The 26179-nt window shown below is 66.7% G+C and carries 21 protein-coding genes; 12 read left to right on the top strand and 9 right to left on the bottom strand.

The features are described 5' to 3' along the window. Positions 1-41 precede the first annotated feature (41 nt). Complete coding sequence (locus ABZ004_RS28150) at positions 42-1034, bottom strand: malate dehydrogenase (RefSeq protein ID WP_355684078.1); 993 nt, start codon at positions 1032-1034, stop codon at positions 42-44. 156 nt (positions 1035-1190) lie between these two features. Between ABZ004_RS28150 and ABZ004_RS28145 the strand changes: the two genes are divergently transcribed. The 3 genes from ABZ004_RS28145 (at position 1191) to ABZ004_RS28135 (ending at position 8250) form a co-directional block, all read left to right on the top strand. Beyond that, complete coding sequence (locus tag ABZ004_RS28145; protein ID WP_355684077.1) at positions 1191-2144, top strand: fused MFS/spermidine synthase; 954 nt, start codon at positions 1191-1193, stop codon at positions 2142-2144. 18 nt (positions 2145-2162) lie between these two features. Then, entirely contained in the window at positions 2163-4448 is a 2286-nt protein-coding gene (locus tag ABZ004_RS28140) for a DEAD/DEAH box helicase (protein ID WP_355684076.1), read from the top strand. Between the two features lie 109 nt (positions 4449-4557). Beyond that, a complete protein-coding gene (locus tag ABZ004_RS28135; protein WP_355684075.1) occupies positions 4558-8250 on the top strand; it encodes a S8 family serine peptidase in 3693 nt (1230 codons plus the stop codon). On the opposite strand, the gene ABZ004_RS28130 is transcribed toward ABZ004_RS28135, so the two are convergent. Together ABZ004_RS28130 and ABZ004_RS28125 are read right to left on the bottom strand one after the other, a co-directional pair. Further along, on the bottom strand, positions 8239-9342 hold the full coding sequence (locus ABZ004_RS28130; protein WP_355684074.1) for an aminotransferase class V-fold PLP-dependent enzyme: 1104 nt from the start codon (positions 9340-9342) through the stop codon (positions 8239-8241). The two genes, ABZ004_RS28135 and ABZ004_RS28130, sit on opposite strands and share 12 nt — an antisense overlap. Before the next feature lie 72 nt (positions 9343-9414). Beyond that, a complete protein-coding gene (locus ABZ004_RS28125) occupies positions 9415-10005 on the bottom strand; it encodes a TetR family transcriptional regulator (protein ID WP_355684073.1) in 591 nt (196 codons plus the stop codon). Between the two features lie 152 nt (positions 10006-10157). Between ABZ004_RS28125 and ABZ004_RS28120 the strand changes: the two genes are divergently transcribed. The 5 genes from ABZ004_RS28120 to ABZ004_RS28100 all read left to right on the top strand — a co-directional run bounded on the left by ABZ004_RS28120 (position 10158) and on the right by ABZ004_RS28100 (position 17146). Continuing rightward, the gene (locus tag ABZ004_RS28120; RefSeq protein ID WP_355684072.1) at positions 10158-13361 is read left to right on the top strand and encodes a penicillin acylase family protein; all 3204 of its coding nucleotides are present in this window, start codon (positions 10158-10160) and stop codon (positions 13359-13361) included. Between the two features lie 28 nt (positions 13362-13389). Then, complete coding sequence (locus ABZ004_RS28115) at positions 13390-13998, top strand: heavy metal-binding domain-containing protein (protein ID WP_355684071.1); 609 nt, start codon at positions 13390-13392, stop codon at positions 13996-13998. After that, positions 13988-15355, top strand: a complete 1368-nt coding sequence (locus ABZ004_RS28110; protein WP_355684070.1) for a GH1 family beta-glucosidase — start codon at positions 13988-13990, stop codon at positions 15353-15355. Before ABZ004_RS28115 ends, ABZ004_RS28110 begins: the two co-directional genes overlap by 11 nt. A 200-nt stretch (positions 15356-15555) precedes the next feature. Continuing rightward, a complete protein-coding gene (locus tag ABZ004_RS28105) occupies positions 15556-16620 on the top strand; it encodes an MFS transporter (RefSeq protein ID WP_355684069.1) in 1065 nt (354 codons plus the stop codon). A gap of 1 nt (position 16621) precedes the next feature. Continuing rightward, positions 16622-17146 carry a gamma carbonic anhydrase family protein gene (locus ABZ004_RS28100; protein ID WP_355684068.1) on the top strand — a complete coding sequence of 175 codons (525 nt, stop codon included), beginning with the start codon at positions 16622-16624 and terminating at the stop codon, positions 17144-17146. Between the two features lie 5 nt (positions 17147-17151). On the opposite strand, the gene ABZ004_RS28095 is transcribed toward ABZ004_RS28100, so the two are convergent. Genes ABZ004_RS28095 through ABZ004_RS28085 form a run of 3 tightly spaced genes read right to left on the bottom strand, consistent with a single transcriptional unit; the run spans position 17152 to position 19996 of the window. Further along, positions 17152-17739 (bottom strand): DUF3105 domain-containing protein, encoded by a 588-nt coding sequence (locus tag ABZ004_RS28095; RefSeq protein WP_355684067.1) that lies wholly within the window; start codon positions 17737-17739, stop codon positions 17152-17154. Then, positions 17736-18941 carry a hypothetical protein gene (locus ABZ004_RS28090; RefSeq protein WP_355684066.1) on the bottom strand — a complete coding sequence of 402 codons (1206 nt, stop codon included), beginning with the start codon at positions 18939-18941 and terminating at the stop codon, positions 17736-17738. Before ABZ004_RS28090 ends, ABZ004_RS28095 begins: the two co-directional genes overlap by 4 nt. Next, entirely contained in the window at positions 18938-19996 is a 1059-nt protein-coding gene (locus tag ABZ004_RS28085) for a ThiF family adenylyltransferase (RefSeq protein WP_355684065.1), read from the bottom strand. The genes ABZ004_RS28090 and ABZ004_RS28085 overlap by 4 nt, the downstream gene beginning before the upstream one ends. A 691-nt stretch (positions 19997-20687) precedes the next feature. Between ABZ004_RS28085 and ABZ004_RS28080 the strand changes: the two genes are divergently transcribed. Further along, complete coding sequence (locus ABZ004_RS28080) at positions 20688-21338, top strand: SDR family NAD(P)-dependent oxidoreductase (protein ID WP_355684064.1); 651 nt, start codon at positions 20688-20690, stop codon at positions 21336-21338. Positions 21339-21494: 156 nt separating this feature from the next. Here ABZ004_RS28080 and ABZ004_RS28075 read toward each other — a convergent pair whose 3' ends face one another. The 3 genes from ABZ004_RS28075 to ABZ004_RS28065 form a co-directional block, all read right to left on the bottom strand. Further along, positions 21495-22217, bottom strand: a complete 723-nt coding sequence (locus ABZ004_RS28075; protein WP_355684063.1) for a DUF899 family protein — start codon at positions 22215-22217, stop codon at positions 21495-21497. Positions 22218-22488: 271 nt separating this feature from the next. Continuing rightward, positions 22489-23166, bottom strand: coding sequence for an alpha/beta hydrolase (locus ABZ004_RS28070; protein WP_355684062.1), 678 nt, complete (start codon positions 23164-23166; stop codon positions 22489-22491). 92 nt (positions 23167-23258) lie between these two features. Beyond that, complete coding sequence (locus ABZ004_RS28065; RefSeq protein ID WP_355684061.1) at positions 23259-24200, bottom strand: LysR family transcriptional regulator; 942 nt, start codon at positions 24198-24200, stop codon at positions 23259-23261. Between the two features lie 121 nt (positions 24201-24321). On the opposite strand from ABZ004_RS28065, the gene ABZ004_RS28060 reads away from it, so the two are divergent. Genes ABZ004_RS28060 through ABZ004_RS28050 form a run of 3 tightly spaced genes read left to right on the top strand, consistent with a single transcriptional unit; the run spans position 24322 to position 26103 of the window. Then, positions 24322-25182, top strand: coding sequence for an alpha/beta fold hydrolase (locus ABZ004_RS28060; RefSeq protein WP_355684060.1), 861 nt, complete (start codon positions 24322-24324; stop codon positions 25180-25182). A 40-nt stretch (positions 25183-25222) separates the two neighbouring features. After that, on the top strand, positions 25223-25528 hold the full coding sequence (locus tag ABZ004_RS28055) for a hypothetical protein (protein WP_355684059.1): 306 nt from the start codon (positions 25223-25225) through the stop codon (positions 25526-25528). Between the two features lie 11 nt (positions 25529-25539). After that, complete coding sequence (locus ABZ004_RS28050) at positions 25540-26103, top strand: hypothetical protein (protein ID WP_355684058.1); 564 nt, start codon at positions 25540-25542, stop codon at positions 26101-26103. Positions 26104-26179: the final 76 nt, after the last annotated feature.

The following is a 26179-nucleotide window of genomic DNA, read 5'->3' as shown; positions in this document are numbered from 1 at the left end:
CGCCCAGCCAGGATTCTCCTGGCCGGGCGTTTCATTTGGTGTCAGCCGAGCAGGTTGAGGGCCTTGACTGCGTCGCGCTCCTCGCCGAGCTCCTTGGTGCTGGCGTCGATCTTGCCGCGGGAGAAGTCGTTGATCTCCAGGCCCTGGACGATCTCCCAGTTGCCGTCCTTGGTGGTCACCGGGAACGACGAGATGAGACCCTCCGGTACGCCGTACGAGCCGTCCGAGACGACCGCCATCGACAGCCAGTCGCCGTCGGCCGAGCCGCGCAGCCAGTCGCGGGTGTGGTCGATCGTGGCAGCCGCGGCCGAGGCGGCCGACGATGCGCCGCGGGCCTCGATGATCGCCGCGCCGCGCTTCTGCACGGTCGGCAGGAAGTCGTTCTCGATCCAGGCTTGGTCGTTGACGACCTCGGCGGCGTTCTTGCCGGCCACCTCGGCGTGGAAGATGTCCGGGTACTGCGTGGCGCTGTGGTTACCCCAGATCGTCAGCTTCTTCAGATCGGTCACGTGCGTGCCGGTCTTCTTGGCCAGCTGCGCCAGCGCGCGGTTGTGGTCCAGCCGGGTCAGCGCGGTGAAGCGCTCGGCCGGGATGTCCGGTGCGTTGCTCTTCGCGATCAGCGCGTTGGTGTTGGCCGGGTTGCCGGTCACGGTGATCCGGATGTCGTCGGCGGCGTGGTCGTTCAGCGCCTTGCCCTGGACCGTGAAGATCGCGCCGTTGGCCTCGAGCAGGTCACCGCGCTCCATCCCCTTGGTCCGCGGGCGGGCGCCGACCAGCAGGGCCACGTTCGCACCGTCGAAGATGGTGTTCGCGTCGTCGCCGATCTCGATCCCGGCCAGCGTCGGGAACGCGCTGTCCTCGAGCTCCATCACGACACCCTCGAGTGCCTTCAGCGCCGGCGTGATCTCCAGCAGCCGCAGCTGGACCGGGGTGTCCGGCCCGAGCAGGGCACCGCTGGCGATGCGGAACAGCAGGCTGTAGCCGATCTGGCCGGCGGCGCCGGTGACGGCGACCTTCACGGGTGTAGTGCTCACGACATCGCTCCTCAGAGGTTTTCGACGGACTTGCCTTCGGACGCTAGCAAGTCGCACGCCCGAAGCCGACGCCGGGTCCAGTGATCCTCACCACCAGTGACGTCCGTCGCGAAGGCCAGTAGGTTCCCGCAGGCTCGGGCTCCGTAGGCTCGGGGCATGGAGCGCAAGGTCGGTAGTGGGGTCGCGACGGTCGAGGCCGAGGCCGACGGGACCTTCGTACTGCGGGTCGACGGCTCCCTGCAGTCGCAGGTGGATCTCGCCGATCCGACCCATCTGTCCTTCGAGTACGTGCGCCGGATCGGGGACGTGCTCGATGCGGTGGCGGCGCGCCGGCAGCCGATCTCGGTGCTGCATATCGGTGGGGCGGGTCTCACGCTGGCCCGGTACGTCGCGGCGACGCGACCGCGGTCGCGGCAGATCGTGCTGGAACCGGACGAGGACCTGACCGACTTCGTCCGCGAGGCGCTGCCGCTGCCGAAACGCGCCGGGATCAAGGTCCGCCCGGTCACCGGCCGCGCCGGCATCGCCGACATCTACCCGGATTCCGTCGACGTCGTCATCGTCGACGCCTTCGTCCACGAGGCAGTCCCCGCCAACCTCGTCACCGCCGAGTTCACCACCGAATGCTCCCGCGTACTACGCCCCACCGGCCTCCTAATCTTCAACCTCATAGACGGCTCAGCCGGTCTGAACTTCGTACGACGAGTCGCAGCAACTCTCCTCACCCACCTCACAGCAACCACCCCCGGTGGAGAGGGGGGGGGGGGCGCCGCCGCGGGGGGGGTGGGGGGGGGGGGCCTGCGCTCGCTTTGGGGGGTCGAGGGGGGGTGTTTGGGGGTGGGTTGGTTCGCGCTGCCTGGGGGGGTGGTCAAGGGGTGGGGGTTAGGTCGGGTATACTTTTCGGCGTCGGTGCGCGAGTCGCGTCACCAGAGCATTTCCCAGGCGCTCCGACCCGTCGGTTTCAGCAACCCGCTGATGATTCCCCGGCGACATGGGTGCAACGCGATAGCACCCGCAGGTCGATGCCTTATCTCCTGCCTTGCACGACAGATCCGGCCATTTTTGATGGTCGGACACTCCGTGCGGCTCCGATGCGGCATTGAGCCGTGACGTTGAGAGAGAGATTGCGTGTCCCAGCACTACCAGGACCAGTTTGTGCCCGCCGACGGCAACGAGGCCGCTGACCGGGCGAAGAAGCCGCGGCACAAGAAGTTCCAGACCCAGTCGTACGGCGAGCGGATGGCCGCCGAGCTGGACGCACCCAGCACCCCCGGTACCGAGCGCAGTTCGGCCCGGGTGGAGAAGCCTGCCCAGGTCGAGCGCCGGGGCGGACCCAGCCAGTACTCCGACCGCGGCAGCCGCGGCCCGGATCGCCGCGACAACGACCGTCGGGGCAGCGACAACCGGAGCAGCGACAACCGGGGCGATCGCCCGGTGCGGGGTTACCGTGCCGCGGAGCGCACCGAGCGTCCGGCCCGCACCGAGAGCACGTCGTACCCGAAGAGCTCGTACCAGGGCAACTCGTACAGCAAGCCGTCGTTCGGGCAGCGGACCGACCGCGACAGCCGGGGCTTCGACCGCCCGGCCGACCGGGACGGCCGCGGTTTCGACCGTCCGGAACGCAGCACGAGCTACCCGCGGAGCTCGGACCGTCCGGAGCGCACCGGCGGCTACCAGGGCAACAACGAGCGCGGCAGCAGCTACCCGCGCAGCAACGACCGTCCCGAGCGCACGAGCTATCCCCGTAGCTCCGACCGCCCGGAGCGCAGCAGCTACCAGGGCGGCGGAGACCGCCCGGAGCGCAGCGGCGGCTACCAGGGCAGCAACGACCGCCCGGAACGCAGCAGCAGCTACCAGCGGAGCGACGACCGTCCCGCGCGCAGCAGCTACCAGGGCAACAACGAGCGCGGCAGCAGCTACCCGCGGAGCAACGACCGCCCGGAACGTAGCAACTACCGCGGCAACGACCGGAACGACCGTGGATTCCAGCGGGACCCCGACCGTGACTACGAGCGGGTTCGCCCGGAGCGGGTCGAGCTGCCGGAAGACCTCGGTGAAGTAGCCGAGGGCAACGGGTTCTCCGCGATCGGCATCGCACCCCGGCTCGTCCAGCGACTGGCTCGTGACGGCATCACCGCGCCGTTCCCGATCCAGGAAGCGACCATCCCGGACGCGCTGGCCGGCAAGGACGTGCTCGGCCGTGGTCAGACCGGTTCCGGCAAGACCCTCGGGTTCGGCCTGCCGACGCTGATGCGGCTGGCCGGTGGCCACACCGAGTCGCGCCGTCCGCGCGGCATGGTGCTGGTGCCGACCCGTGAGCTGGCGATGCAGGTGCACGACGCGCTCGAGCCGCTGGCCCACGTGATGGGTGTCTCGATCAAGCTGATCGCGGGCGGCCTGCCGTACCCGAAGCAGATCGAGTCGCTGCGTCGCGGTGTCGACCTGCTGATCGCGACCCCCGGCCGGCTGATCGACCTGTGTGAGCAGGGCGCTGCCGATCTCGGTGCGGTCGAGGTCGCGGTCCTCGACGAGGCCGACCACATGTGCGACATGGGCTTCATGCCCGCCGTCACCACGCTGCTCGACATGACCCCGACGACCGGCCAGCGGCTGCTGTTCTCGGCGACGCTGGACAACGACGTCGACACCATCGTGAAGACCTACCTGAAGGACCCGGTCACGCACTCGACCGAGTCCGGCCAGGCCTCGGTCTCCACCATGGAGCACCACCTGCTCGTCATCGAGCCGGCCCACAAGCAGTCGCTGACGGCCGAGCTGGCCAGCCGCGACGGCCGGACCATCGTCTTCGTCCGCACCAAGCTGGGCGCCGACCGCGTCGCCACCCAGCTGCGCGACCGGGGCGTGATGGCGGCGGCGCTGCACGGCGGCCTGACCCAGGGTGCCCGGAACCGCACGCTGGACCAGTTCAAGGACGGTTCGGTCCCGGTGCTGGTCGCCACGGACGTCGCTGCCCGCGGCATCCACGTCGACGACGTCGGCCTCGTCGTACAGGCTGACCCGGCGGCGGACCACAAGGACTACCTGCACCGTGCGGGCCGTACGGCGCGCGCAGGCGGCAAGGGTGCTGTTGTCACCCTCGTTCTGCCGCACCAGCGGCGCGGGATGATGCGGCTGGCCGAGTCGGCCGGCGTCGTCACCGAGCCGGTCCGGGTCCGCCCGGGCGACGAGAACGTCGCGGAGCTGACCGGCGGCACCAAGCCGTCCGGTTACCCGGTCAAGCTGCCCGCCCCGAAGCCGCAGCGTGGCGGCGGTGGCTTCAACAAGGGTGGCAAGCGGTTCGGCGGTGGCGGAAGCCGCCCGTCGGGTCGTGGCTACGAAGGCCGCAGCGGTGGCGGCGGTGGCTACAAGGGCCGTTCCGACCGCGGCAACGGCAGGACCTTCGAAGTCCGCTGACACTGAACACTGAAAGACCCCCGGCAAATTTGCCGGGGGTCTTTCTGTTGCCGCGTTTCGCCTTCCCGGACGTCTTAGTACCAGAACCGTCCAGGAGGGGAGCTCCATCGTGCGGCTGTCTGCGCTGTCCGCCATCACGGTCGCCGGTGCCTTGGTCTTCGCGCCGATCACCGGCGCCACCGCCACACCACCGGCATCGGCACCGATTCCGAAACCAACCGCCACCAAACCAAAGCTGCCAAAGACGATCACCCTGCTCACCGGCGATCAGGTCAAGGTGGTGCAGCAACAAGGCCAACCCGACCAGGTGAGCTTCGTCCCAGGCAAGGGCAGTCGCTCCGGCGCTGCCTCCGTACTGCGGAACGGGGACCACGTCTACGCTCTGCCACCCGGCGTCGCGGCTCAGATCGCGACCGGCCGCCTCGACAAGGATCTGTTCGACGTCACCACCTTGCTCGCCGCCGGCTACGACGACGCGCATTCGCGAACCCTGCCGGTCATCGTCACCTACGCAGGCGGTACGACGCTCGCAAGGACCCGCGCAGTACAAGCCAAGCCGCAAGGCGCGAAGACCAGCAAGGCCCTGCCGAGCATCGGCGCCCGAGCCGTCGAGGTCGACAAGTCGGCCGGCAAGTTCTGGAAGACAACCGCCGACGCGACGATCAAACAGATCCGGCTCGACCACCGGATCCGCGCGGTCACCGACCAGAGCGTCCCGCAGATCGGCGCTCCGGAAGCCTGGAAGCGTGGCCTGACCGGCAAGGGTGTGAAAGTTGCCGTCCTAGACACCGGCATCGACGCGACCCACCCCGATCTGACCGGCCGGGTGATCGCGCAGCAGAGCTTCAGCGATAGCCCCGAGGTCACCGACCATGTCGGCCACGGCACCCACGTCGCCGGCATCCTGGCCGGTACCGGCGCGGCCTCCGGCGGCAAGTACCGCGGCGTCGCCCCGGACGCAAGCCTCCTCAACGGCAAGGTGCTCGACGACGAAGGCTTCGGCTCGGAGTCGGGCGTGATCGCCGGGATGGAGTGGGCCGTTGCCCAGGGCGCCAAGGTGGTCAACCTCAGCCTCGGCGGCGGACCGACCGATGGCACCGATCCGGTCTCCCAGGCGCTCGACACCCTGAGCGCGCAGTCCGGCGCCCTCTTCGTCGTTGCTGCAGGCAACTGCCGCTTCCCGCAGCCGGAGACGGTCTCGTCACCGGCGGCCGCCGATGCAGCCCTCGCCGTCGGCAACCTGGCCCACGACGGCTCCGTCAGCGACAGCTCGTGCCGCGGCCCACGCGAAGGAGACCAGGCAATCAAACCGGAGATCTCCGCGCCCGGCGAAGGCATCGTCGCCGCGCGCGCAGCCGGTACGACGATCGGCGACCCGGTCGACGACAACTACACCGCCCTGTCCGGTACGTCGATGGCCACACCCCACGTCGCCGGTACGGCGGCCCTCCTCGCCGGTGAGCACCCGGACTGGAATGCCGCCCAACTCAAGACCCAGCTGATGGCCACCGCTGACCCGCAAGCCAACAGCACCCTGTCGGAGCAAGGCCTCGGCCGGGTGGACGCGGATCAGGGCACCGACACCGCATTGACCGCCGACACCGCAGTACTGGACTTCGGTACGTCGAACGCTCCAACCCCACCTCCGCACCCGACCAAAGCAATCACCTACCGCAACTCCGGCGACACCCCGATCGACCTGAAGATCACCGCCACGATGGACACCGCCGGTCCTGCGCCGACTCCGGGAACGCCGACAATCGTCGTACCAGCGGATGGGCAGGTGACTGTCCCGATCACAGCGAACGAGGACGCCACCGAGGGTCTCTTCACCGGTCGGATCGTCGCGACCCCAGGCACCGGCGATCCGCTGGTCACCGGCTTCCGATGGCAGCGCAAGCCGGAACTCTTCAAGGTCAGTGTCACTGGCCTCGACAGCGCCGGCAAACCGTTCGACGGCCTGGTGATGGGCGGCAGGACCGACGGCGGCAACGGGATCTTCGAGGCTCTCCGCAACGGACATCTCGACCTGGAACTGCCGCCCGGAACCTACTCCCTCGGCACCGCGGTCGAGACGCCGGCGACCGACCAGACGCCGGACACCGACGCGGTCATGATCGAACCCGAGTTCACCGTCGGCAGCGATCTGGAGATCGTGTTCGATGCCCGCAAGACGGTGCCGGTCGCGCGTTCGGTGCGAGGGCACGGCGACCTCCGCCCGGAGAGCAATGATCTCGACCTGACCCGGAAGGCGTCCGACGGCAGCACAATCAGTGGTGCCGGCATCGACGCCCGGTCCGACCATTGGGAACTGACGGTCAGCCCGACGAAGCCGGTGACGCACGGAACGCTGGACTTCGGCTTCGGCGGCCGGCTCCACGTACCGCCGTACAAGGCGCAGGTCGTTGGTGGCACCGCGCTGCCGGTGGATGACTTCTTCCTCGGGCCTCGCTTCACCGGAGTCAAAACGCTCGCCGCCTTTGATGCCGGTACGGCGGTGCCCGCGCAACTCGACGGTGTGAAGGGCAAGCTGGCGATCGTCCGTGCGGCACCCGATCAGCAGCTGGAGGAACAGGTCAAGCGTGCCGTCGATGCAGGTGCGGCGGGGGTGATGATGTTCGATCCGGCGACTCCCGGCGTGATGCGCAACATCTACGGCATCGAGGATCTGGAGCAGGCTGTCTTCACCACCACGAGAGTGGCAGCAGATGCCGTACTACGGCAGCTCGCGCACGGACCGGTAAGGATCAAGGTCACGGGAGTCGCATCGAGCCCGGTCGTCTACGAGCAGCTGAAGGCCTGGTCCGGTGCGATCCCGCAGCATCCGGTCTACTCCTCGGCGCAGCGGGACTTCGCCCTGATCGACCTGACCCTCGGTGCCCCCGATGCGGGGACGCGTTTCCAGGAGACCAGGTACGGCCGGACCGAGGGGACCAGCATCGCGGGCCTTTGGTATCACCAAGCCTGGGAGGCACCGCTCAGGCGCAAGGACTACGTGCTGGCAGGTGACGTGAAGTGGAACCAATTGGTGGATGTCTTCACAGACGGCAGTGATGGCTCTGCAGAATGGCTCTCAATTCCGGCCAGCTACCGGCCTGGACAGCAAATAAGGCAACGCTTCTTCGCGCCCGTCGCAACGGCAGGTCTGCCTGATCTCAAGGGTCTCGGACTCGGCGACAGCTACGTCAGCCGGACCGGTGGCGAATTGACGGTGGCGATCGCGCCCTTCATGCACGGACCCGATCTGTTCGAGTGGCCGTACAACTTCCCGAGCGGCACCCATCAGCTGACGGTCCGCCGGAACGGGGTCGAGGTCGGAACGATCGACACCACGGCGTACCCGTTCGACGTACCGCAGGAGGCAGCGGAGTACGAGATCACCCTGGATTCATCCCGGGCGACCAAGTGGTGGCAGAACTCCACCGCGATCAGCTCGGTCTGGAAGTTCCGGTCGGCCGGGGGAGCCGAGGAGCTGATGCCGATGATCGTTCCCGACCTCGACGTCCCCGCAGCGACGGCGACCGGCACGGTCCCCGCCGGCAAACCGATCCGGATCGACTTCGGGCTGCGGCACCAGACGGGGTCACCGACCTCGGCCATCACCGGCGCCAAGCTGGAGATCTCGTACGACGGGATGCACTGGAACCCCTTGAAATTAAGGGCTCTCGGGCACGACAAGTACACGACGACCGTGACCAATCCGCCGACGGCCAAGTCGGCGGACCTCAGGATCACCGCCACCGATGCCGCCGGCGGATCGCTCAGCCAACGGATCACCCACGTCTACGGACTAACCCCTTAGCCGCGCGACGATGGTGGCAAGTCGCTCGAGGATGACGGTGAGTTCGTCGTCCTCGAGCGGCACAAGTTCGAGGATCAGCTGGCGGCCCTCGGTGAGGACGTGGATCGACGGCGAACCGGCCCGCAGGTCGGCGACCAGTTGTGCGGAATCGATGCCATCAGCAACCGAAAGAAGGACTCGGGACAGCGGCAGGTCAGTGGGGTCGGCCAGCACCTCGGCGGCCACACCCGGAATCAAGCAGGCGCGGCGGGCGAACGAACTGACCTTCGCTGCCTGGTCGGCTTCCCATTTGGCCCGGTCCATCGCCTGCCACTCCTCGAGAGCAGCAAGCACTCCGACGATGGCCTCCTTCGTTGCCTTCATCGCCCGACCGATGCCGTTCTCCTGCGCCCGCACGGCCTGAACCAGTCGGCGGCTGCCGACCACCAGCCCCGCGGTCGGTGAAGCCAGGTACTTCTGCCCGCTGACCAGGACGAGGTCGGCGCCGGTGGCCAGCAGATCCGCGGTGCGTGGGAACTGAGCGGCGCCGTCGATGATCGCGGGGACGCCTCGCCGATGCGCGGCCTTCACCGCGGCCAGCAGATCAACAGGCTCGCCGTGGACCAATCGCGACGACACCAGCAACAAACACGTCACGTCGTCGACCGACAACGCGTCGTCCAGATCCTCTGCAGTACAACGGGTTTCGGCTGACCCGGCGAGAATTACGGAAGCGCCGGAAAGCCGAATGGCCTGCGTGATCGATTGCCCATAGCTCACCACATGACCGGCCGGCAGCACCACCCGATTGTGCATGTCCGTTGCGTCCGGCAACGATTCGATCCGGTGCGGATCGGTACCGGCCATCGCGGCCGCGACGGCCAGCGTGATCGATGCGGCCGTGCAGTGCGTCACCGCACCGGCCTCGGCGCCGGTCGCGGCGGCGAGCGCGCGGCCGGCCCGGTCGGCCAGCTCGTCCATCACGAAGAATTCGGGCAGTGCCTCCGCCACCGCGGCGGCCACGCCGGCCGAACTCCGCGACACACCCAGCGGCGTGAACGTCCCTCTGGCGTTGACGACCTCAGTCAGCCCATATCTCTCGTGAGCGCCCATGGTGGAAATCACCCTAGACCCGGATACCGGACGCTGGCGAGAGATCTGATCAAACTCGCCGGGTTCGGAAGTTCAGACCGCTGAAGCAAGCAATTGATCGGCGAACGTCTCCAGCGCCTGTACTGCGGACGCCGTGTCGCGATCGACCAGCCAGCCGAGCGTCACCCCGTCGGTGATCGCCAGCGTCATCCGGGCCAGCCGATCGGTCGGAAGGGCCCAGCGGACGCCGGTTGCGATGGAGACCTCGTCGAGGATCTGCTCGATCCCGGCCAGTTGACTCGCCCGCTGCTCGCGCGCGAGTGGCTCGGTCTCCGCGTTCCGCAACGCCCAGCTGGTCAGCTCGTACGTCAGCAGCTGTGCATCCGGCGTCGCCTCGACCAGCTGCCAGAACCCGAGGAACGCGTTCCGCACACTCGACGCGACGTCGGCACCGGGCACGATCGCTTCCCGGGCAGCGACGATCTGCGCCTCGGTGATCACCCGGATCACCTCGTGCAGCAGCTCCTCCTTGGACCGGAAGCAGTAGTGCACGATGCCGACCGAGATCCCCAGCTCCTGGGCGATCCGGCGGGTCGTGGTGGCGGCCAACCCCTCCCGGGTCGCCACCTGGATCGCCGCCTGGATCAGCTCGCCCCGCCGGACCTCCGCGGCTACCCGTGCCATCCGACTCCTCTCGCCAACGCTGCCCTCTGAGCTGCCACACTACGACTTCCAGGTCAAGTGTCCAAGACTCTTGACCAAAAGCTACTGGTGAGTCATCGTCGGTCCAGACGTTCCCTGCCGTCTCCTTTCGACGAACCCCCAGGGAGGACCCCGTGACGCGCCGCCCAACTCTCCGCACGGCTGGATTCCGAACGACGACCGCCATCGCGGCGATCGGTGCCGTACTGGCCCTCGGCCTGACCACCCCAAGTCAGGCCAAACCGGCCGCAGCAGCCGCGGCGCCGCCTACCGACTACTGCGCCGGACGGTGCGCGGACATCGTGCCGCCCGGCCAGAACGGCAACGCCACCTTCACGGATCTCATTCTTTTCAAGGGATTCGGGACCCGTCCCGCCCACTTCAGCGACACCCTCAAACCGTACGAGCGGCTGGTCTGGAACTCCCAGGGCATCACCGACGACGGCCTCGATCCGTACTACGACGACTCGTCGTTCGGAGTGAAGTCAGGCGACGTCGCGAGCACCTACAGTCCCCGAGCGGACGTCACAATCGTCCGCGACAAATCGCGCGGCATCCCGCACATCACCGGCACCACCCGTGAGGGCACGATGTTCGGCGCCGGGTACGCCGGTGCGCAGGACCGCCTCTTCGTGATGGACGTCTTCCGGCACCTCGGTCGCGGCCAGCTCACCCCGTTCGCGGGTGGCGCGGCGGCGAACCGCGAATTCGAGCAGCAGTTCTGGCGGACCGCGCCGTACACCGAGGCCGATCTGCAACGGCAGTTCGACGACGCGGATGAGCTCTACGGCGCCGACGGGCTCAAGATGCAGAAGGACATCCAGGCCTGGGTCGACGGCGTCAACTACTACATCAACACGGTCGGCATCGCGTACCCCGGTGAGTACGTCGCCCTCGGTCTGCCCACACCCCAACCGTGGAAGGTCACCGACGTCGTCGCCACGGCAGCGGTGGTGGCCGGCATCTTCGGCAACGGTGGTGGCGGCGAGATGGCCTCGGCGCTCGCGTTGCTGGAGGCACAGGCGAAGTACGGCGTGGCGCAGGGGACCAAGGTCTGGGAGTCGTTCCGCTCGCAGAACGATCCCGAGGCCCCCACCACCGTGCACAACGGAACGACCTTTCCTTACGGAACCACGCCCGCGAATCCAGCTGGTCGCGCAATGCCCGACCGTGGCTCGGTGACGCCTGAACCGGAGGTCGTCGACCAGACCGGCTCGGCCGCCAAGGCCAAGGTCGCCCCGAAGAGCAGCGACAGCGTCAAGCCGCCGAACAAGACCCAGGGCAAGGACTCTCTGAAGGGCATCTTCAACGGCGGCGTCTTCCCCGAAGGCTTCGGTCCCAAGGGAATGTCGAACGCCCTACTGGTCTCCGGCCAGAACACCCAGAGCGGCAACCCGATCGCGGTCTTCGGACCACAGACCTCGTACTTCGCTCCGCAACTGCTGCTCCGCCAAGAACTCCAAGGTCCGGGCGTCAGCTCCCGCGGCATCGCTTTCGCCGGGCTGAACTTCTACACCCTGATCGGCCACGGCGCCGACTACTCATGGAGCGCCACGTCGGCCGGCCAGGACATCACCGACACGTACGCCGTACCGCTCTGTGAGCCGGATGGCAACACCCCGACCAAGACCTCTACGTACTACGTGTTCCGCGGCCAATGTCTGCCGATCGAGAAACTCGAACGCCACAACGCCTGGTACTCCAGCCTCGGTTCCTCCGAACCGGCCGGCTCCTACACCTTGGTTGCTCAGCGCACCAAACTTGGCATCGTCACCCATCGCGGCACGGTCGCCGGCAAACCGGTGCTGTTCACCATCAACCGTTCGACGTACGGCAACGAGGCGGGCTCGGCGCTCGGGTTCATGCAGCTGAACGACCCGGACCGGATTCACAACTCGACCGACTTCAAGGCGGCTGCGACCAACATCGGCTACACGTTCAACTGGTTCTACACGGACAAGACCGACATCGCGTACTTCAACTCCGGTGACAACCCGGTCCGCCCGGCCGGTGCCGATCCGAACCTGCCGACCTGGGGTTACCAGCAGTACGAATGGCAGGGCTGGAACCCGGTCACCAACCGCGCGACGTACACGCCCCCTGCCCAGCATCCGCAAGTGGTCAACCAGGACTACCTGACCAGCTGGAACAACAAGCAGGCGCCCGGCTTCTCCGCGGCTGACGGCAACTTCGCCTACAACTCCGTCTACCGCAGCCAGCCGCTTGACGACCGGATCAAGTCGGTCATCTCGTCCGGCCAGAAGTTCACCCGCGGCAAGCTGGTCGAGGCGATGGAGAGCGCGGCGACCGTCGATCTGCGCGGCGACGAAGTACTTCCTTATCTGCTCCGAGTGCTGAAGAGCGCGCCGATCACCGATCCGGCCGTCGCCGACGCGGTTGCCAAGCTGCAGGCCTGGCAAGCGGCGGGTGCACACCGGAAGACGCCGAACGAAGCGTCCAAGACCTACGACCACGCAGACGCCATCCGCATCCTCGACGCCTGGTGGCCGATCCTGGTCCCGGCGGAGTTCCAGCCGGGCCTCGGGCCGGATCTCTACAACTCCCTCGTCAGCACGCTGAAGATCGACGAGCGGCCGAGCCCGCAGGGATCCGCGTTCCAGAGCGGCTGGTGGGGCTTCGTCCAGCGCGATCTCCGCAAGGTGCTGGGCGACCCGGTGAAGACCGCCCAGCCTGTGACGTACTGCGGCAATGGATCGCTGGCGGGCTGTCGGTCGGTGCTCACCGACTCGTTGCTGGAAGCAACCAAGGTGCCGGCCGCAACGACGTACCCGGCCACGGCGGACTGCGCGGCCGGTGACCAGTTCTGTGCCGACCAGATCGTGCACCAGCCGATGGGTGGCATCACCCAGGACCGGATGGCGTGGGTCAACCGGCCGACGTACCAGCAGGTGGTCGAGTTCCCGGCCCGGCGTGGTGACGACGTCAGCAACCTGGCGCAGGGGAAGACGGCGACCGCGAGCAGTGCCGAAACGGGGATCTTCAACTCGCCGGCGAAGAACGCGGTCGACGGCGACACCGGGACCCGGTGGGCCAGCGACTGGTCCGACCCGCAGTGGCTGAAGGTGGACCTCGGAAGCGAGCAGTCCATCCGGCGGGTGACCCTCCAATGGGAGGCCGCCTACGCCACGGCGTACAAGATCGAGGTCTCCCGGGACAACGTGAGCTGGCAGCAGGTCTTTGCCACCAGCAACGGGGACGGTGGCAAGGATGTGGCTCGCTTCGGGGCGACCCAGGCGCGCTATGTGCGGGTGACCGGGCAGCATCGGACGACGTCGTACGGATACTCGCTGTACGAGCTGCAGGTCTTCCGCCAATGATGACCGGTGGGCTGGAAAGATGCTCGGTATGAACCAGAACTTTCCCCCGAACCCCAACCAGCCTTATCCGCCGCAGCAGCCGGGATACCGCCCGCCGCCGCCCGGGTACGCGCCGCAGCCCGGTTATCAGCAAGGCCCGCCGCCGCAGGGCTACGGGCAACCGGGCTACGGCCAGGCGCCCGGCGGTTACGCGCCGGCGCCGCAGCAGCAGAACGTGCCGCACGTGGCTCCGCAGGGCTCGCCGTACCCGGTGCTGGTCTCGACCATGAACGACCTGCCAGGCTTCACGGCCGAGAAGGTGTTCGGCGAGGTCTTCGGGCTGACCGTGCGGAGCCGCGACTTCGGCTCGAACTTCACCGCGAGCTTCCGGTCGCTCGGCGGTGGCGAGGTGCCGGAGTACACCCAGATGCTGGCCGAGTCGCGGCACGTCGCCGTGATGCGGATGTGCCAGATGGCCCAGCAGATGGGCGCCAACGCGATCCTGGCGATGCGCTTCGACTGCAACGAGATCGCCCAGACGATGAGCGAGGTCGCCGCCTACGGCACCGCGGTGATCGTCCGCAAGGTAGAGCCGCCGCGGCCGCAGGACACCACCCCGAAAGCCGCCGACGATGAGGATGATGCGAATGACAGCTGAGTTGCCGAACTTCGGCCCGGACTTCAAATGGGGGGTCTCGACGTCGGCGTACCAGATCGAGGGTGCCGTGACCGAAGGTGGTCGCGGGCCCTCGACCTGGGACACGTTCTGCGCCGAGCCGGGCCGGGTCCTGAACGGCGACACCGGTGCGGTGGCCTGCGACCACTTCCACCGGTACGCCGAGGACGTCGCGCTGATGCGCGAGCTGGGCGTGGACTTCTACCGGTTCTCGTTCGCCTGGCCGCGGATCCAGCCGACCGGCAAGGGGCCGGCGAACGCCGAGGGGCTGGCGTTTTACGACCGGCTGATCGACGAGCTGCTCGCGGCCGGGATCACGCCCGCGCCGACGCTCTACCACTGGGACACGCCGCAGCCGCTCGAGGACGCGGGCGGCTGGCTGGACCGCGACATCACCTCGCGGTTTGCCGATTATGCGTCGATCCTCGCTTCGAAGTTCGCGGACCGGGTGCCGCTGTGGATCACCATCAACGAGCCGATGGTGCTCACGCTGATCGGGTACGCCGTGGGTGGGCACGCGCCGGGTAAGCAGCTCGGGTTCGAGGCGCTCCCGGTGGCTCATCACCAGCTGCTCGCCCACGGTCGCGCCGTACAGGCGTTGCGGGCCGGGGGTGCGGCCGAGATCGGGATCGCGACCAACCACGCACCGACCTGGGCGGCCAGCGACAGCGCTGAGGATGTCGAGGCAGCAGGGTTGTACGACAACCTGATCAACTGGCTGTTCGTCGATCCGATCCTGCTCGGCCGGTACCCCGAAGGTCTCGGCGAGGCGATGCCGGGGCCGGTGGCCGAGGACCTCGAGATCATCTCGACGCCGATCGACTTCTTCGGGCTCAACCACTACGCGCCGACCCGGGTGGGTGCGCCGACCGGCGACCCGGACACCGCCGCGACCGACGGCATCCCGATCCCGGACGGGCTCCCGTTCGAGCCGCGGGCGATACCGGAGTACGAGAAGACCGACTTCGGCTGGCCGATCGTTCCGTCAGCTTTCGGTGAGATCCTCCGGACGTTGAAGGATCGGTACGGGGAGAAGCTGCCGCCGATCTACATCACCGAGAACGGGTGCGCGATCAACCACGGACCGGTCGACGGGGTGGTCGCCGACCAGCGCCGGATCGACTACCTGGACGGGTATCTGCGGGAGCTCCGCCAGGCGATGGACGACGGCGTCGACGTCCGCGGCTACTTCCAGTGGTCCCTCCTCGACAACTTCGAATGGTCAGTCGGCTACTCCCAGCGCTTCGGCCTCATCCACGTCGACTACGAAACCCAAGCCCGAACCCCCAAAGCCTCCTACCACTGGTACCGCAACCTCATCACCAAGAGCCGAGGATGACGACCTCGGAGCCGCCGCCGGCTCCGGCGGCGCGGCCAGGTCTAGCGCTTGCCCTTGCGGAGCCGGTGGTTGCGGTCCGCGGTAGGTGGACTTCGGCTGTGGTGCTTGTGAATGTGGGGGTGTTCGCGGCTTGGTTGGGGCCGATTCAGGTGTTGTTGGCGAAACAGTCCGATGCTATTGCTCCCGGCAACAAAGAGTTTGTGTTCGGTCTGGTGACCGGTGTGGGTGCCGCGGTGTCGGTCCTTGCGAATCCGCTCTTCGGCGCGCTGTCCGACCGTACGACGGCGCGGTGGGGTCGGCGAGTGCCCTGGGTGCTGGCCGGCGCGCTCGGCGGAGCAGCCGGATTGCTGATCCTGGCCGGTGCGAGCGCGATCGGGCTGATGCTGCTCGGTTGGTGCCTAGTGCAACTTTTCTGCAACGCACTGCTCGCGGCGATCACTGCCGCAGTACCGGACCGGGTTCCAAAAGTGCAGCGCGGAGCGGTCGGCGGATGGGTCGCGCTGGCGCAGACCCTGGGAGCGTTGGTCGGCGTCGGCCTGGCGACCGCAGTGGGCGGCATCGCTGCGGGCTACCTCGCGTGCGCGGCGTTCCTAGTGGTCTCCGTCGTCCCCTACCTACTGGGCCATGGCGACCAACGACTGGCTGAACGGCCGACTCTGATCTGGCGGCAGTTCCTCGCCGGCTTCTGGGTCAGTCCAACGCGATACCCGGACTTCGCCTGGGCCTGGCTGACGAGGTTCTTGCTGAATGTCGGCAACGGGCTCGGCACCCTCTACCTGTTCTTCTACCTACAGGACGCGGTCCACTACGGCGACCCGGACAACGGCGTACTGATTCTCACCGCGGTCTACTCCGTCTTCACCCTGGCGACCGCTGTCGGATCCGGAATCTGGTCCGACCGGATCGGCCGGCGGAAGGTGTTCGTCACCTGGGCCGGTGTCGTGATGGCAGTCGGCGCTGCCGTCCTGGCCGTCTGGCCGACCTGGACAGCCGCGCTGGCTGGTGCGGTGATCCTGGGGATCGGATTCGGCGTCTACCTCTCGGTCGACTTCGCCTTGCTGACCGAAGTACTCCCGAACGCACGCGACCGCGGCAAGGATCTCGGCGTCATCAACATCGCCAACTCCTTGCCCCAGGTGATCGCTCCCGTGATCGCCGCCCCAGTGGTGAAGTACGTCGGCGGATATCCGGTCCTCTACGCCCTGGCAGCGGCGGTCACCTTGGCGGGCGCAGTACTGGTTCGCAACGTCAAGCTAGTGTCCTGACATGCCGCTGTATTCCTTCGAGGGCGTCAGCCCCACCGTGCACCCGGAAGCCTGGATCGCGCCGACCGCCACCCTGGTCGGCGACGTGATCGTCGAGAAGGGCGCCTCGATCTGGTACGGCGTGGTGATCCGCGCCGACCTCGGCCGGATCATCATCCGGGAAGGGGCGAACATCCAGGACAACTCGGTGATCCACGTCGGTGACGGCGTCTGCGAGGTCGGCAAGAACGCGACCGTCGGCCACCAGTGCCTGGTGCACGACTGCACGATCGGCGAACAGGCGCTGATCGGCAACGGCGCCCTCGTCCTCGACGGCGCGGTGATCGGCGAGCGGACCCTGGTCGCGGCCGGCGCCACCGTCACGCCCGGCGCGGTGATCCCACCCGAATCGGTCGCGCTCGGCAGCCCGGCCAAGAAGATCATCCCGCTGGACGGCAACGCCAAGCTCTTCGTCGACTACAACGCCACCGTCTACCACGACCTCGCTCGCCGTCATGCGGAATCCGTGCGACTCGTCGAGGAATAACGGGCTCAAGGACTGAGGCAGTCGGTTGCGCCGTTGCGCCAGAGATGGTTGTAGCGGTTGGCGACCTTTGTGACGAAGTCGAGGACGGCCGCTTCGTCGTACGAGTCGAAACGCTGTAGCCGCTGCCAGCCGGTGACTGCGATGCCGTGGCCGAGTTTCGGGTACGGCGCGACGACGGCATCGCGGGGATGTTGGCGACCGATCCGTTCGATCTTCTCGATATCGGCCTTCGAGACGTCCGGCGCGTACTGGATCAGTACGTGACCGTGTTCGAGGATGTGCACCTGCAGCTCCTCGGGGATCGGGTCGCGGTAGATCCCGGGGATGACGACGCGTGGCGAATGCGGTCCCGACGTCGGCGGCATCGTCTTGTACGCGGCGTGTGGCGCGCCCTGGTAGGCGATGTGATTGTTGCCCTCGAACGGCTCCGGCGTACCGGGGACCTGATTGCAGGGAAGGGCAGCCTTGTCGTTGAACTGGTTCAGCAGTACGCCGAACGCCAGGCTCGACATCGTCAGCACACTGAGCACCGTGACGACGATGCCGATGATCAGACCGAGTCGCCGCGGCCTGGCCAAGAGCTGTTGACTCATGCGGCTGCCCTCCGGGCCCGGATCCTGTTGCGGACAAGGACGATCAGCGGCAGCGCGACATCCAGCAGCGTGAAGCTGATCAGCAGAACGCCTTCCCACCAATAGAGACTGGCAATCGGCGCACCGAACAGGATGCCGAGCGACCAGCCCAGCGCTACCTTCGCGCTCGGCAGCACGAACTGCAAGGCGAAGAACACCATCCAGACCAGCCCGGCCAGGTAGAGCAGGCGATACCAGCGCGCCACCCGGAGGTCGCGGGGATTCGCGTCGCGCAGGATGGTCGCCTCGGCCGGCTTCAGTTTGCGCACCAGTTGCTTGAGGGACAGCCGGGTGACCTGGTGCAGGTTGTTGCAACCGGTCGCGGTCGCCATCACGAGGTACATGTCGGTACGCAGATAGGCCAGTGTCTGGAACGCGAGCTTCGCGACCTGGCTGAGCACAACCATCGCGAGGATCCGGATCAGGCCCGGCGGAAGGTCGATCCAGCCGTGCGACCAGGCATACCTCGGCGCGACCGCGGCAAACAAGATCACGCTGTCGATCCCCATTCCGGCAAGGAACGGCCCGTACCGCTTGGACGGCGGCAGCGCCCACAACCCGGACAGATCCGTCTCCAGGACCGGGAAGACTCCTCGCCGCTCCAGCCGCAACTGCGACGGTACGCCGACCGCCGCACCCGCGAAGGCATGCCACATCTCGTGCAGGATCGTCAGCAGTACGACGACCACGTTGGTCAGCAACAGGCTGGCCGCGATATCCGGGAAGACGAACGTGTCCTCGTACGTCGGGCGCAGCGACGGCTCGGCGACGAACATCCACAACGTGGTGAGCAGGCAACCGACGTAGAACGTCCAGGCCACCTTGCCGAACAGCGGCCGGACCACCCAGGCCGGGATCTTCGATACCGACCAGACCTTCCCGTGCGATCTGTCTGCTCCCTGGTCGGTGATGATGCCGGCCTCGACCAGGACCTCGGCGAAGTCGAGCGCGTCGATCGGCTCGCCCAGCTCGCGCTCGACGGCTTTGGCGGCTTCGGAGATTGTTCGGCCGGCGATGAACAGTTCTACGAGCCGCGCACCGATTTCAGGAACGACGACGAAGGTGCCGGTGGCCGGGTCGCCGACGACGTACTCGTCCTCGTTCTCCTGCCGGACGATCAGATGGCCGACCGCGAGCCGACTGTCCGCGTCGAGCGCGATCATCCGACCCAGCCGCAGGTGTCGCATTTCTTCCCGGCGGTCGGTCGCACGATGTAGTGGTAGGTCAGATCGGTCAGGCTCAGGTGGAACATGCCGCCGCGTGTGCTGGTGGGGATACCGCCCAGGTGATAGACCGCGTCCAGCGCGGCGATGTGGCCGGTCAGGTTGGCGGTCGGTGCGATCACCGCGTGGCCCTCGAAGGGGAACAGGTCCTCGGGATCGGTGCCGTGCTTGTCCTTCAGGCGGTCCTCGACGCTGGGAAGGCAAGCAGGGCAGCAGGTTTCGCCCGGAACATAGAGGCCGACGACGGCCATCGGACCGGCGTACTGGGCGATCATCCACGGCGTACCGGTCCGGAGCGCGGCCTCGTTGGTCCACTCGCGGATGACGAACATCGGCTGGTCGGCGCAGAGCATCAACAGGTCGGCATCCTGCATCAGCGCGGCGACCGCGTCGGCGGAGTCGACCCGGAGTTCGGTGCCGGTGACCTCGGTATAGGGATTGATCCGGCTCAGCCGGTCCACTGCGACCGGGACCTTCGGCTTGCCGATGTCGTCCTCGGTGTAGAGCAGCTGGCGGGTCAGGTTGCCGGCCTCGACGGTGTCGAAGTCGACGCAGTGCACCCGGCCGACTCCTGCTGCGACCAGGGCGGAAGCGACCGCCGATCCAGTGCCGCCGAGACCGAGTACGACGACTTTCGCCGCCTTGAGCTTCGCCTGGACCTCGTACGGCGAAGAGCGCGGAGTCAGGTCGACCCACGCGTAGTACCGGATGGCTCGGTCGTACCGCTCGATCTCATCCCGGCTGAGATTCGCCGGCGGCTCGGCGGCGGCATCCTCGACATACCCGGCGTCGATGATCGTCTGCAGCGCATCGAAAGCTTCTTCCTCGGTGAGCTCGGGGAAGTCTTTGATGAGTGCCGCGATGATCTCGGGGCGTTCACGCGTGCCGTCCATCAACGCGAGCAACCGCCAGATCAGCCCATCCTCGTCATCGATCTCCGCCCCGATCCCAACCTGCGCCCCACCAATCCTGATCAGCGTCGGCGCAAGCCGCACCGGCTTATGAATCCCCTTAACCCTCGCCCGCCTCACATCCCCACCCCTCTCCCGCTCATCGGTCCGTTGTTCCCCGGCGTGTCGGCGTTCATCGGTCCGCAGTTGCCAGCACGCCGTTAGGCGAGCAGGCCTTCCGGCCAGGCAGGCCATCGGGCATCAGGCCAGCGGCCATCAGGCCGGCGGGTCGGCAGGCCGGTCGGACGGTCGGGACGCGGGTGCTCGCCGCGTCCCGACCGCATCGATCAGCCGCAGGCCGCGTTGCGGCAGCCGGGGTCCGTGATGATCAGAACGGTGGTCTCCAGCTTCTCGAGCTTGCGCACGAGAACCTTGCGGGGTTCGGGCTTGACGTCCTTCTTCTCCATGACATTCCTCCGTCGTATGAATGGGGACTGACTGCGGCGGGCCCGTCGCGCCCAGTCATTAGAGCACCAGGCGAACGGAATTCCAAGACATAATAAAGTTGTTCATCGGGGCATTTTCTTAAACAAATGATTAAGTGTGCACTCCGATGCCATCGGCACCGATCTGTCGCTCAGATCCCTGTCCTGCAAGCAGGATCGGTGAACCACCATGGGTAATTACTACCCAGATTCTTTCGCGAGAAAGGCGACTGTGTGTTTCTGCTGCGCACATTCGTTCACATTCGATTCGAGCGATTGTTTCAAGCCGCTGTTCGTGGCAGGCTCCAGCCATGACGAAGGTGCGCGGTGCCCACGCGATCGTGACCGGCGGTTCCAGCGGCATCGGCCTGGCCACGGCAAGGTTGCTGGTCGCCGGCGGCGCCTCGGTCTCTCTCGTAGCTCGCGGCGCCGACCGCCTCGACCAGGCTGCGCTCGCCCTCGGCCTCGGCCTCGGGGGAACTGTCCGTACGGCGGCGGTCGACGTGTCAGACCCGGTGGCGCTGAGAAGCGCCTTCGAAGGCTTCTTCGCAGAGGGCGGCCCGTGCGACATCCTCGTCAGCGCAGCCGGTCTGGCGCGACCGGGGCACTTCCTGGAACTGGGGGACGAGGTCTTCCGGCAGATGATGGAGGTCGACTACTTCGGCACCCTGCAGGCGATCCGGCTGGTTGCCCCGGGCATGGTCGCGCGGGGGCGTGGCTCGATCGTGGCGGTGTCGTCGGGCACTGCGCTGCTCGGGTTCTTCGGCTACACGGCGTACGCGCCGGCGAAGTTCGCCGTACGGGGCCTTATGGAGGCATTGCGAGCTGGCGCCGACCGGAGTACATGTCGGCTGTGTGTTCCCGCCCGACGTAGACACTCCACAGCTAGCCGAGGAAAACCTCTACAAGCCAGCCGAAACCGCCGCGATCAGCGGCTCCCTCAAACCCATCTCCGCCGATAAAGTTGCCCAAGGCATCCTTCGCGCCATCGAACGCGAACGCTACCCCATCTACGCAGACCCCGGCATGGCAGCCCTGTCCGGCTTGGCGCCCCTCTTCGCCCCCTTGGTCCGCCGAGTCACCGACCGCCAGGTCCGCAGAATGCGACGGACTACGAGCTAACCATTGCCGAGGTCATCGGAGCGCCCGGCTTCGATCCGCGACCACTGGGCGATCGGGCGGCCGTTCAGGATCTTGGGGCGACCGGGTTCCCATTCCTTCGGCCAGCCCGCGGGTGAGTCCTCCCATTGCTCCCGGCGGCCGTAAACGGTGAGGTCCATCAGCGCGTAGCTGTTGTCCATCGCCTCGACACCGCGCAGGGTCGACCAGTAGGTCTCGAAGACGCGATCGCCGTCGCGGACGTAGCAGATCAGGTACATCACGTTGTGCGGCCGGTTGCCGAGCAGGGTGTCCAGGGAGCCGAGCGCGGAGTACCAGGGCATCGTCCAGCCCATGAAGTCGTGGTAGCGCCGGCTCTCGTCGTACGGGCCCTGGGCAAAGACCGCGTAGGTGATGTCTCGCGAGTGCAGGTAGGCGAGTTCGGCGACCTGGGTGTTGCACCAGGTGCAGCCCTGGCACTGGTCGGCCGCGGGCTGACCTGCGTGCCACATGAAGTAGTACGCGACGAGTTGTCCGCGACCGTCGAACGCATCGAGGAGGGTGGTCGGTCCGTCGGGACCGATCAGCTCGGCCTTGGCGTCGACCTCGACCATCGGCAACCGACGCCGGGCTGCGGCGATCGCGTCGCCTTCGCGGGTATGTGCCTTCTCCCGAGCGCGCACACTCTCCAACTCAGCTTCGAAGGACTCGCGATCGACAACGGTGGGCAATACGGCATTCATGACAGCTCCCTTCTTCACAGCCAACGTCGGAGCCAAGCCACCTGTCTCGACACCGAGTGCCCGGCCAGGAGCTGGTCGACATCTGCTGAAGGGCCTCCAGGATGGCCGGCGAGGTGGAGCGCCGCGGAGTACATCCTGGAACTCGCGCGCCGGCTGCACGGCTTTTCGCCCGCTGACGGGTCTTTTTGGCGGTATCGGCCGAATATTAGGTCAGTGGCCGTCGATCAGGTGCGTCCCGCCGCCGGCTGGGCAGGCTCGCGAGATCACCGATCTAATCGTGCGTGAGCATCGCGGCGAGTTCTTTGGGGCGACTGAGGGCAGGGCAGTGGCCGCTCTTGAGTTCTTCCGGCGTGATGCCGAGGCGATCGTGTGCCAGCTGGCGCTGGAAATCCGCGGGGAACAGCCGGTCCTCCGTGCAGACGATGTATCGAGTTGGCGTGGCCGGATGAGCATCGAGCGGCCATCCGTCGTAGTACGCGCTATTGGACGGTGAGCTCGGTTCCCTGCTCTGCGCCTGCTCGGCCAGTTCTTTCGGTACGTCGTGGTAGTAGCCGACCGTTGGATCAGGGGAGCCGGTCAGCCCGCCGTCTCTCGCGGCTTGAATGCGGACCGCCTCTTCGTAGCCGGTGTTGACCCACCAGTCGTCCGGCGATTCACCAGGCCGAGGGACCATGGCCGTCACGTAGATCAATCCCGTGGTGGGAACGCGTTCGGCAACCAGGGGAGCAGTGAACCCGCCAAAGGAATGCGCAACGACGAAGAGTTCGTCCCCTGGATCGAACAGATCGACCACCGCATCGGCGTACCCGGACAACGTCTCCGTGACATCGCCCTTCCACAGCGTGGGTGCCACGGTTGTATGCCCGAGCGATCGCAGCTCAGCCTCCACCAAATGCCAGAACCACCCGCCACCTACGCCTGCGCCGTGAATCAACGCAAAGGTACTCATCGTTGCCTCCTCTATCTGAGGCTCACGACGCTATGCCGTCGTTTCAGTCAGGTATAGCGATGATTTCCAATCGAACCAATCGCCTCCGACGATCACCCTGTACGCCGCTGTGCCGCTTGCTCGCCAAGTCCCCGCGACACCTCGACCGCGATCTCAATGGCGTGCGCGGCAAGCGGCGACCTCGTTACGTGACCCGCCGGCCAATGCAGATAGATCTCGCGGGTTGGAGTGGGCTCGAGCTCATGCACCTTGAGTGGTTGGTCCTCATGCCCATCCGAGCCATGAATGTCACCGCAGTCGGGACACACCAGATGGCGAATCGCCAACCAGGGCAGGACTGCAGACCCAAGACCGGCCCGCACCATCGACAGGATCGTGTCGTTCCCCGGTGTCCGGAACACGATCCGCGGCTTAGCCCCCACTTCCGCGAGCGCCTCTTCAAGCCTAGGCTGCGTCGTCGGCCAGGCGACTAATCCCCTTTTATCCAACGCCTTCAGGGCCAACTTGCCGGCAGGAAGCTCATCCGGACGAGCCACCACCAGATACGGATCGTCCATCAATAACGCGTGTTCTGCATCGCCGCCGATCGCCCGATCATGGAACAACAGATCCAGATCGCCGAGCTCCGTCTGATCCGGAGCTAATTCCGAGAGCCGGATCTCACACCCAGGATGCTCGTCCTGAAGCCGCCGTACGACGGTAGGCAGGATCACATTCGAGATGCTCTGCAGCGTCCCAATATGGATGCGCCCATTACCCGCCTTGAACCGATCAACCGCATCATCCAGCGCGTCCGCATAAGCCAGCACCTCCCTGCCGTACTCAAGAACAACCGCCCCCAACGGCGTAATCCGCACCGGCTTCGGCCCACCAGGCCGATCAAACACCTGCCCGCCGACCGCCTTCTCAAGCCCCGCGATGTGCTGACTAACGCTCGACTGCGTATACCCAAGCCGCCCAGCCGCCCGCGCGAACGTCCCCTCCTCAGCGATCGCCACCAAGGTCCGCAGATGCCGCAGCTCCGTCTCGCTCACGCCTGGAATGATAACTACTGGCGATCACTACCATCAACAATCATCGCTTTTCACGGCCTTCTTCCTCTCCTAACGTCGTCTTCAGGCAACCAGCCCGAAGACCACCGAGAGGACTCCCACCATGACCGAGCAGATCCTCACCACCAACGGCATAGACCTCTGCTTCGAAACCTTCGGCACCCCCACCGACCCGACCATCCTCCTGATCGCCGGCGGAGCCCAATCCATGGTCTGGTGGGAAACCGAGTTCTGCACCCGCCTGTCCAAGTCCGGCCGCCACGTAGTCCGCTACGACCACCGAGACACCGGCCGCTCCACCAGCTCCGAGCCCGGCCACCCCACCTACACCGCCGAAGACCTCCGCACCGACCCCCTAAGAATCCTGGACTTCCTGGGCATCGAACGCGCCCACCTGGTCGGCCTCTCCCTAGGCGGCGGCATAGCCCAACGCATCGCCCTAGACCACCCCACCCGAGTCCGCACCCTCACCCTCGCCTCCTCCAGCCCCGCAGTAGGGGCTGATCACGACCGCCACCTGCCACCTCCGACACCGCAGGTAATGGCCACCTTCACCAACCCGGACCCGGAACCCGACTGGACCGACCCCGAATCAGTCCTCACCTACCGAGTAGAAGCCGACCGCCCCTACGCCGGAACCAACGGCTTCGACGAACCCCGCTTCCGCCGCCTCTCCGCCCAAGAGCAATCCCGAACCACCAACATGGCCTCCTCAATCACCAACCACTTCCTCCTCCCCGACGACACTCCTCCCGAAGCCCGCCTATCCCAGATCACCGCCCCAACCCTGGTCCTGCACGGCACCAGCGACCCGATGTTCCCTCTGGCGCATGGCGAAGCCCTCGCCGCCGAAATCCCCGACGCCCACCTAGTCCCCCTCCCTGGCGTCGGTCACCAGCAGCCCCCGCCAGAACTCTGGAACCAAACCCTTACGGCCCTCATCGACCACACCGACCAGGCCTGAACCGATGCTTTCGGCATCGGGAGTTGCTGCGCGAGGATCGGTGCGCAACGCTGTCTCCGCGCTGTCGCGGCGTGATGATGAAGGAGGGCAGGTGCGGCAGATCTCACTCGTGCATGTCGAGGTGAACTGTGTTCTTTCCACGGACGCAGACTTCGCGGCAGTGACCCGCGGCTGGTTCCAGGGCGGCGTGGCGTTCTTTCCCGAGTTGTTCGACCGGCTGCAGTCCGCCAAGGCGAGTGGGACCTTTGTGGATCAACCTCGAAATGCGCGGATGTCCCACGGGCGTTCTCGAAGGAGGGATGGCAGCAGCGCCTCGCGGCACTCCATGCCCGGCCGCTGGGCTTGACCTTGGCGATGGTGGACGAGTCCGAGGAATCGACAGGCAGCGTCCAGATCACCGCGATCGACGAGCATGGCGGAAAGCCCGGGCAGGTACGGCTCACAATCGACGCCCGTACGCCGGAGTTACTGGCCGCGGACTCCGGCGAGCGGTGGATGTCGTTCCTGGCCGATTCGATCGGATCCCGATCTGTGGACTACGGGCAGATCGTCCTGGATGGCAACATCAACCACTCGACCTCGTTGGACATGGCTCTGGGGCGCGACTTCATCACCTCGATCGAAGAGAGCACCACCTTCCTCCGCGGCTATGGCTGGATCACCTTGTGCCCGAAGGTGCTCGCCGATCGCCTGGGTGGAGCGGCCGGACTATTGGCCTCAGAGGCCTTCGTGGCAGTACGGCGGCTGGAGAGTGGAGACGTGCTGTTACAGGCCACTGAGTCGCCCCGAGAGTTCGACGACGACGCCTTGTGCCTGGCGTGGATTGCGCTAGCGCCGATTCTTCCGCCGGGCTTACCGAAACTGAGCCCTGGCTACGAGCGCAACGAAGTGATCCTAGAGAACGCCGGCGACCTGAGCTGAACACTTCACCTCATCAACGCCGTGCCTGACCAGCTCGCAGCTGATGCGCTCGAGATTGGCGTCGAGGGGCAACCGG

The organism is Kribbella sp. NPDC006257 (assembly GCF_040613535.1).
In the GTDB taxonomy this organism is placed as follows: domain Bacteria; phylum Actinomycetota; class Actinomycetes; order Propionibacteriales; family Kribbellaceae; genus Kribbella.
Note: the sequence above shows the minus strand (reverse complement) of the source record. Positions and strands in the feature narration are given on the sequence as shown.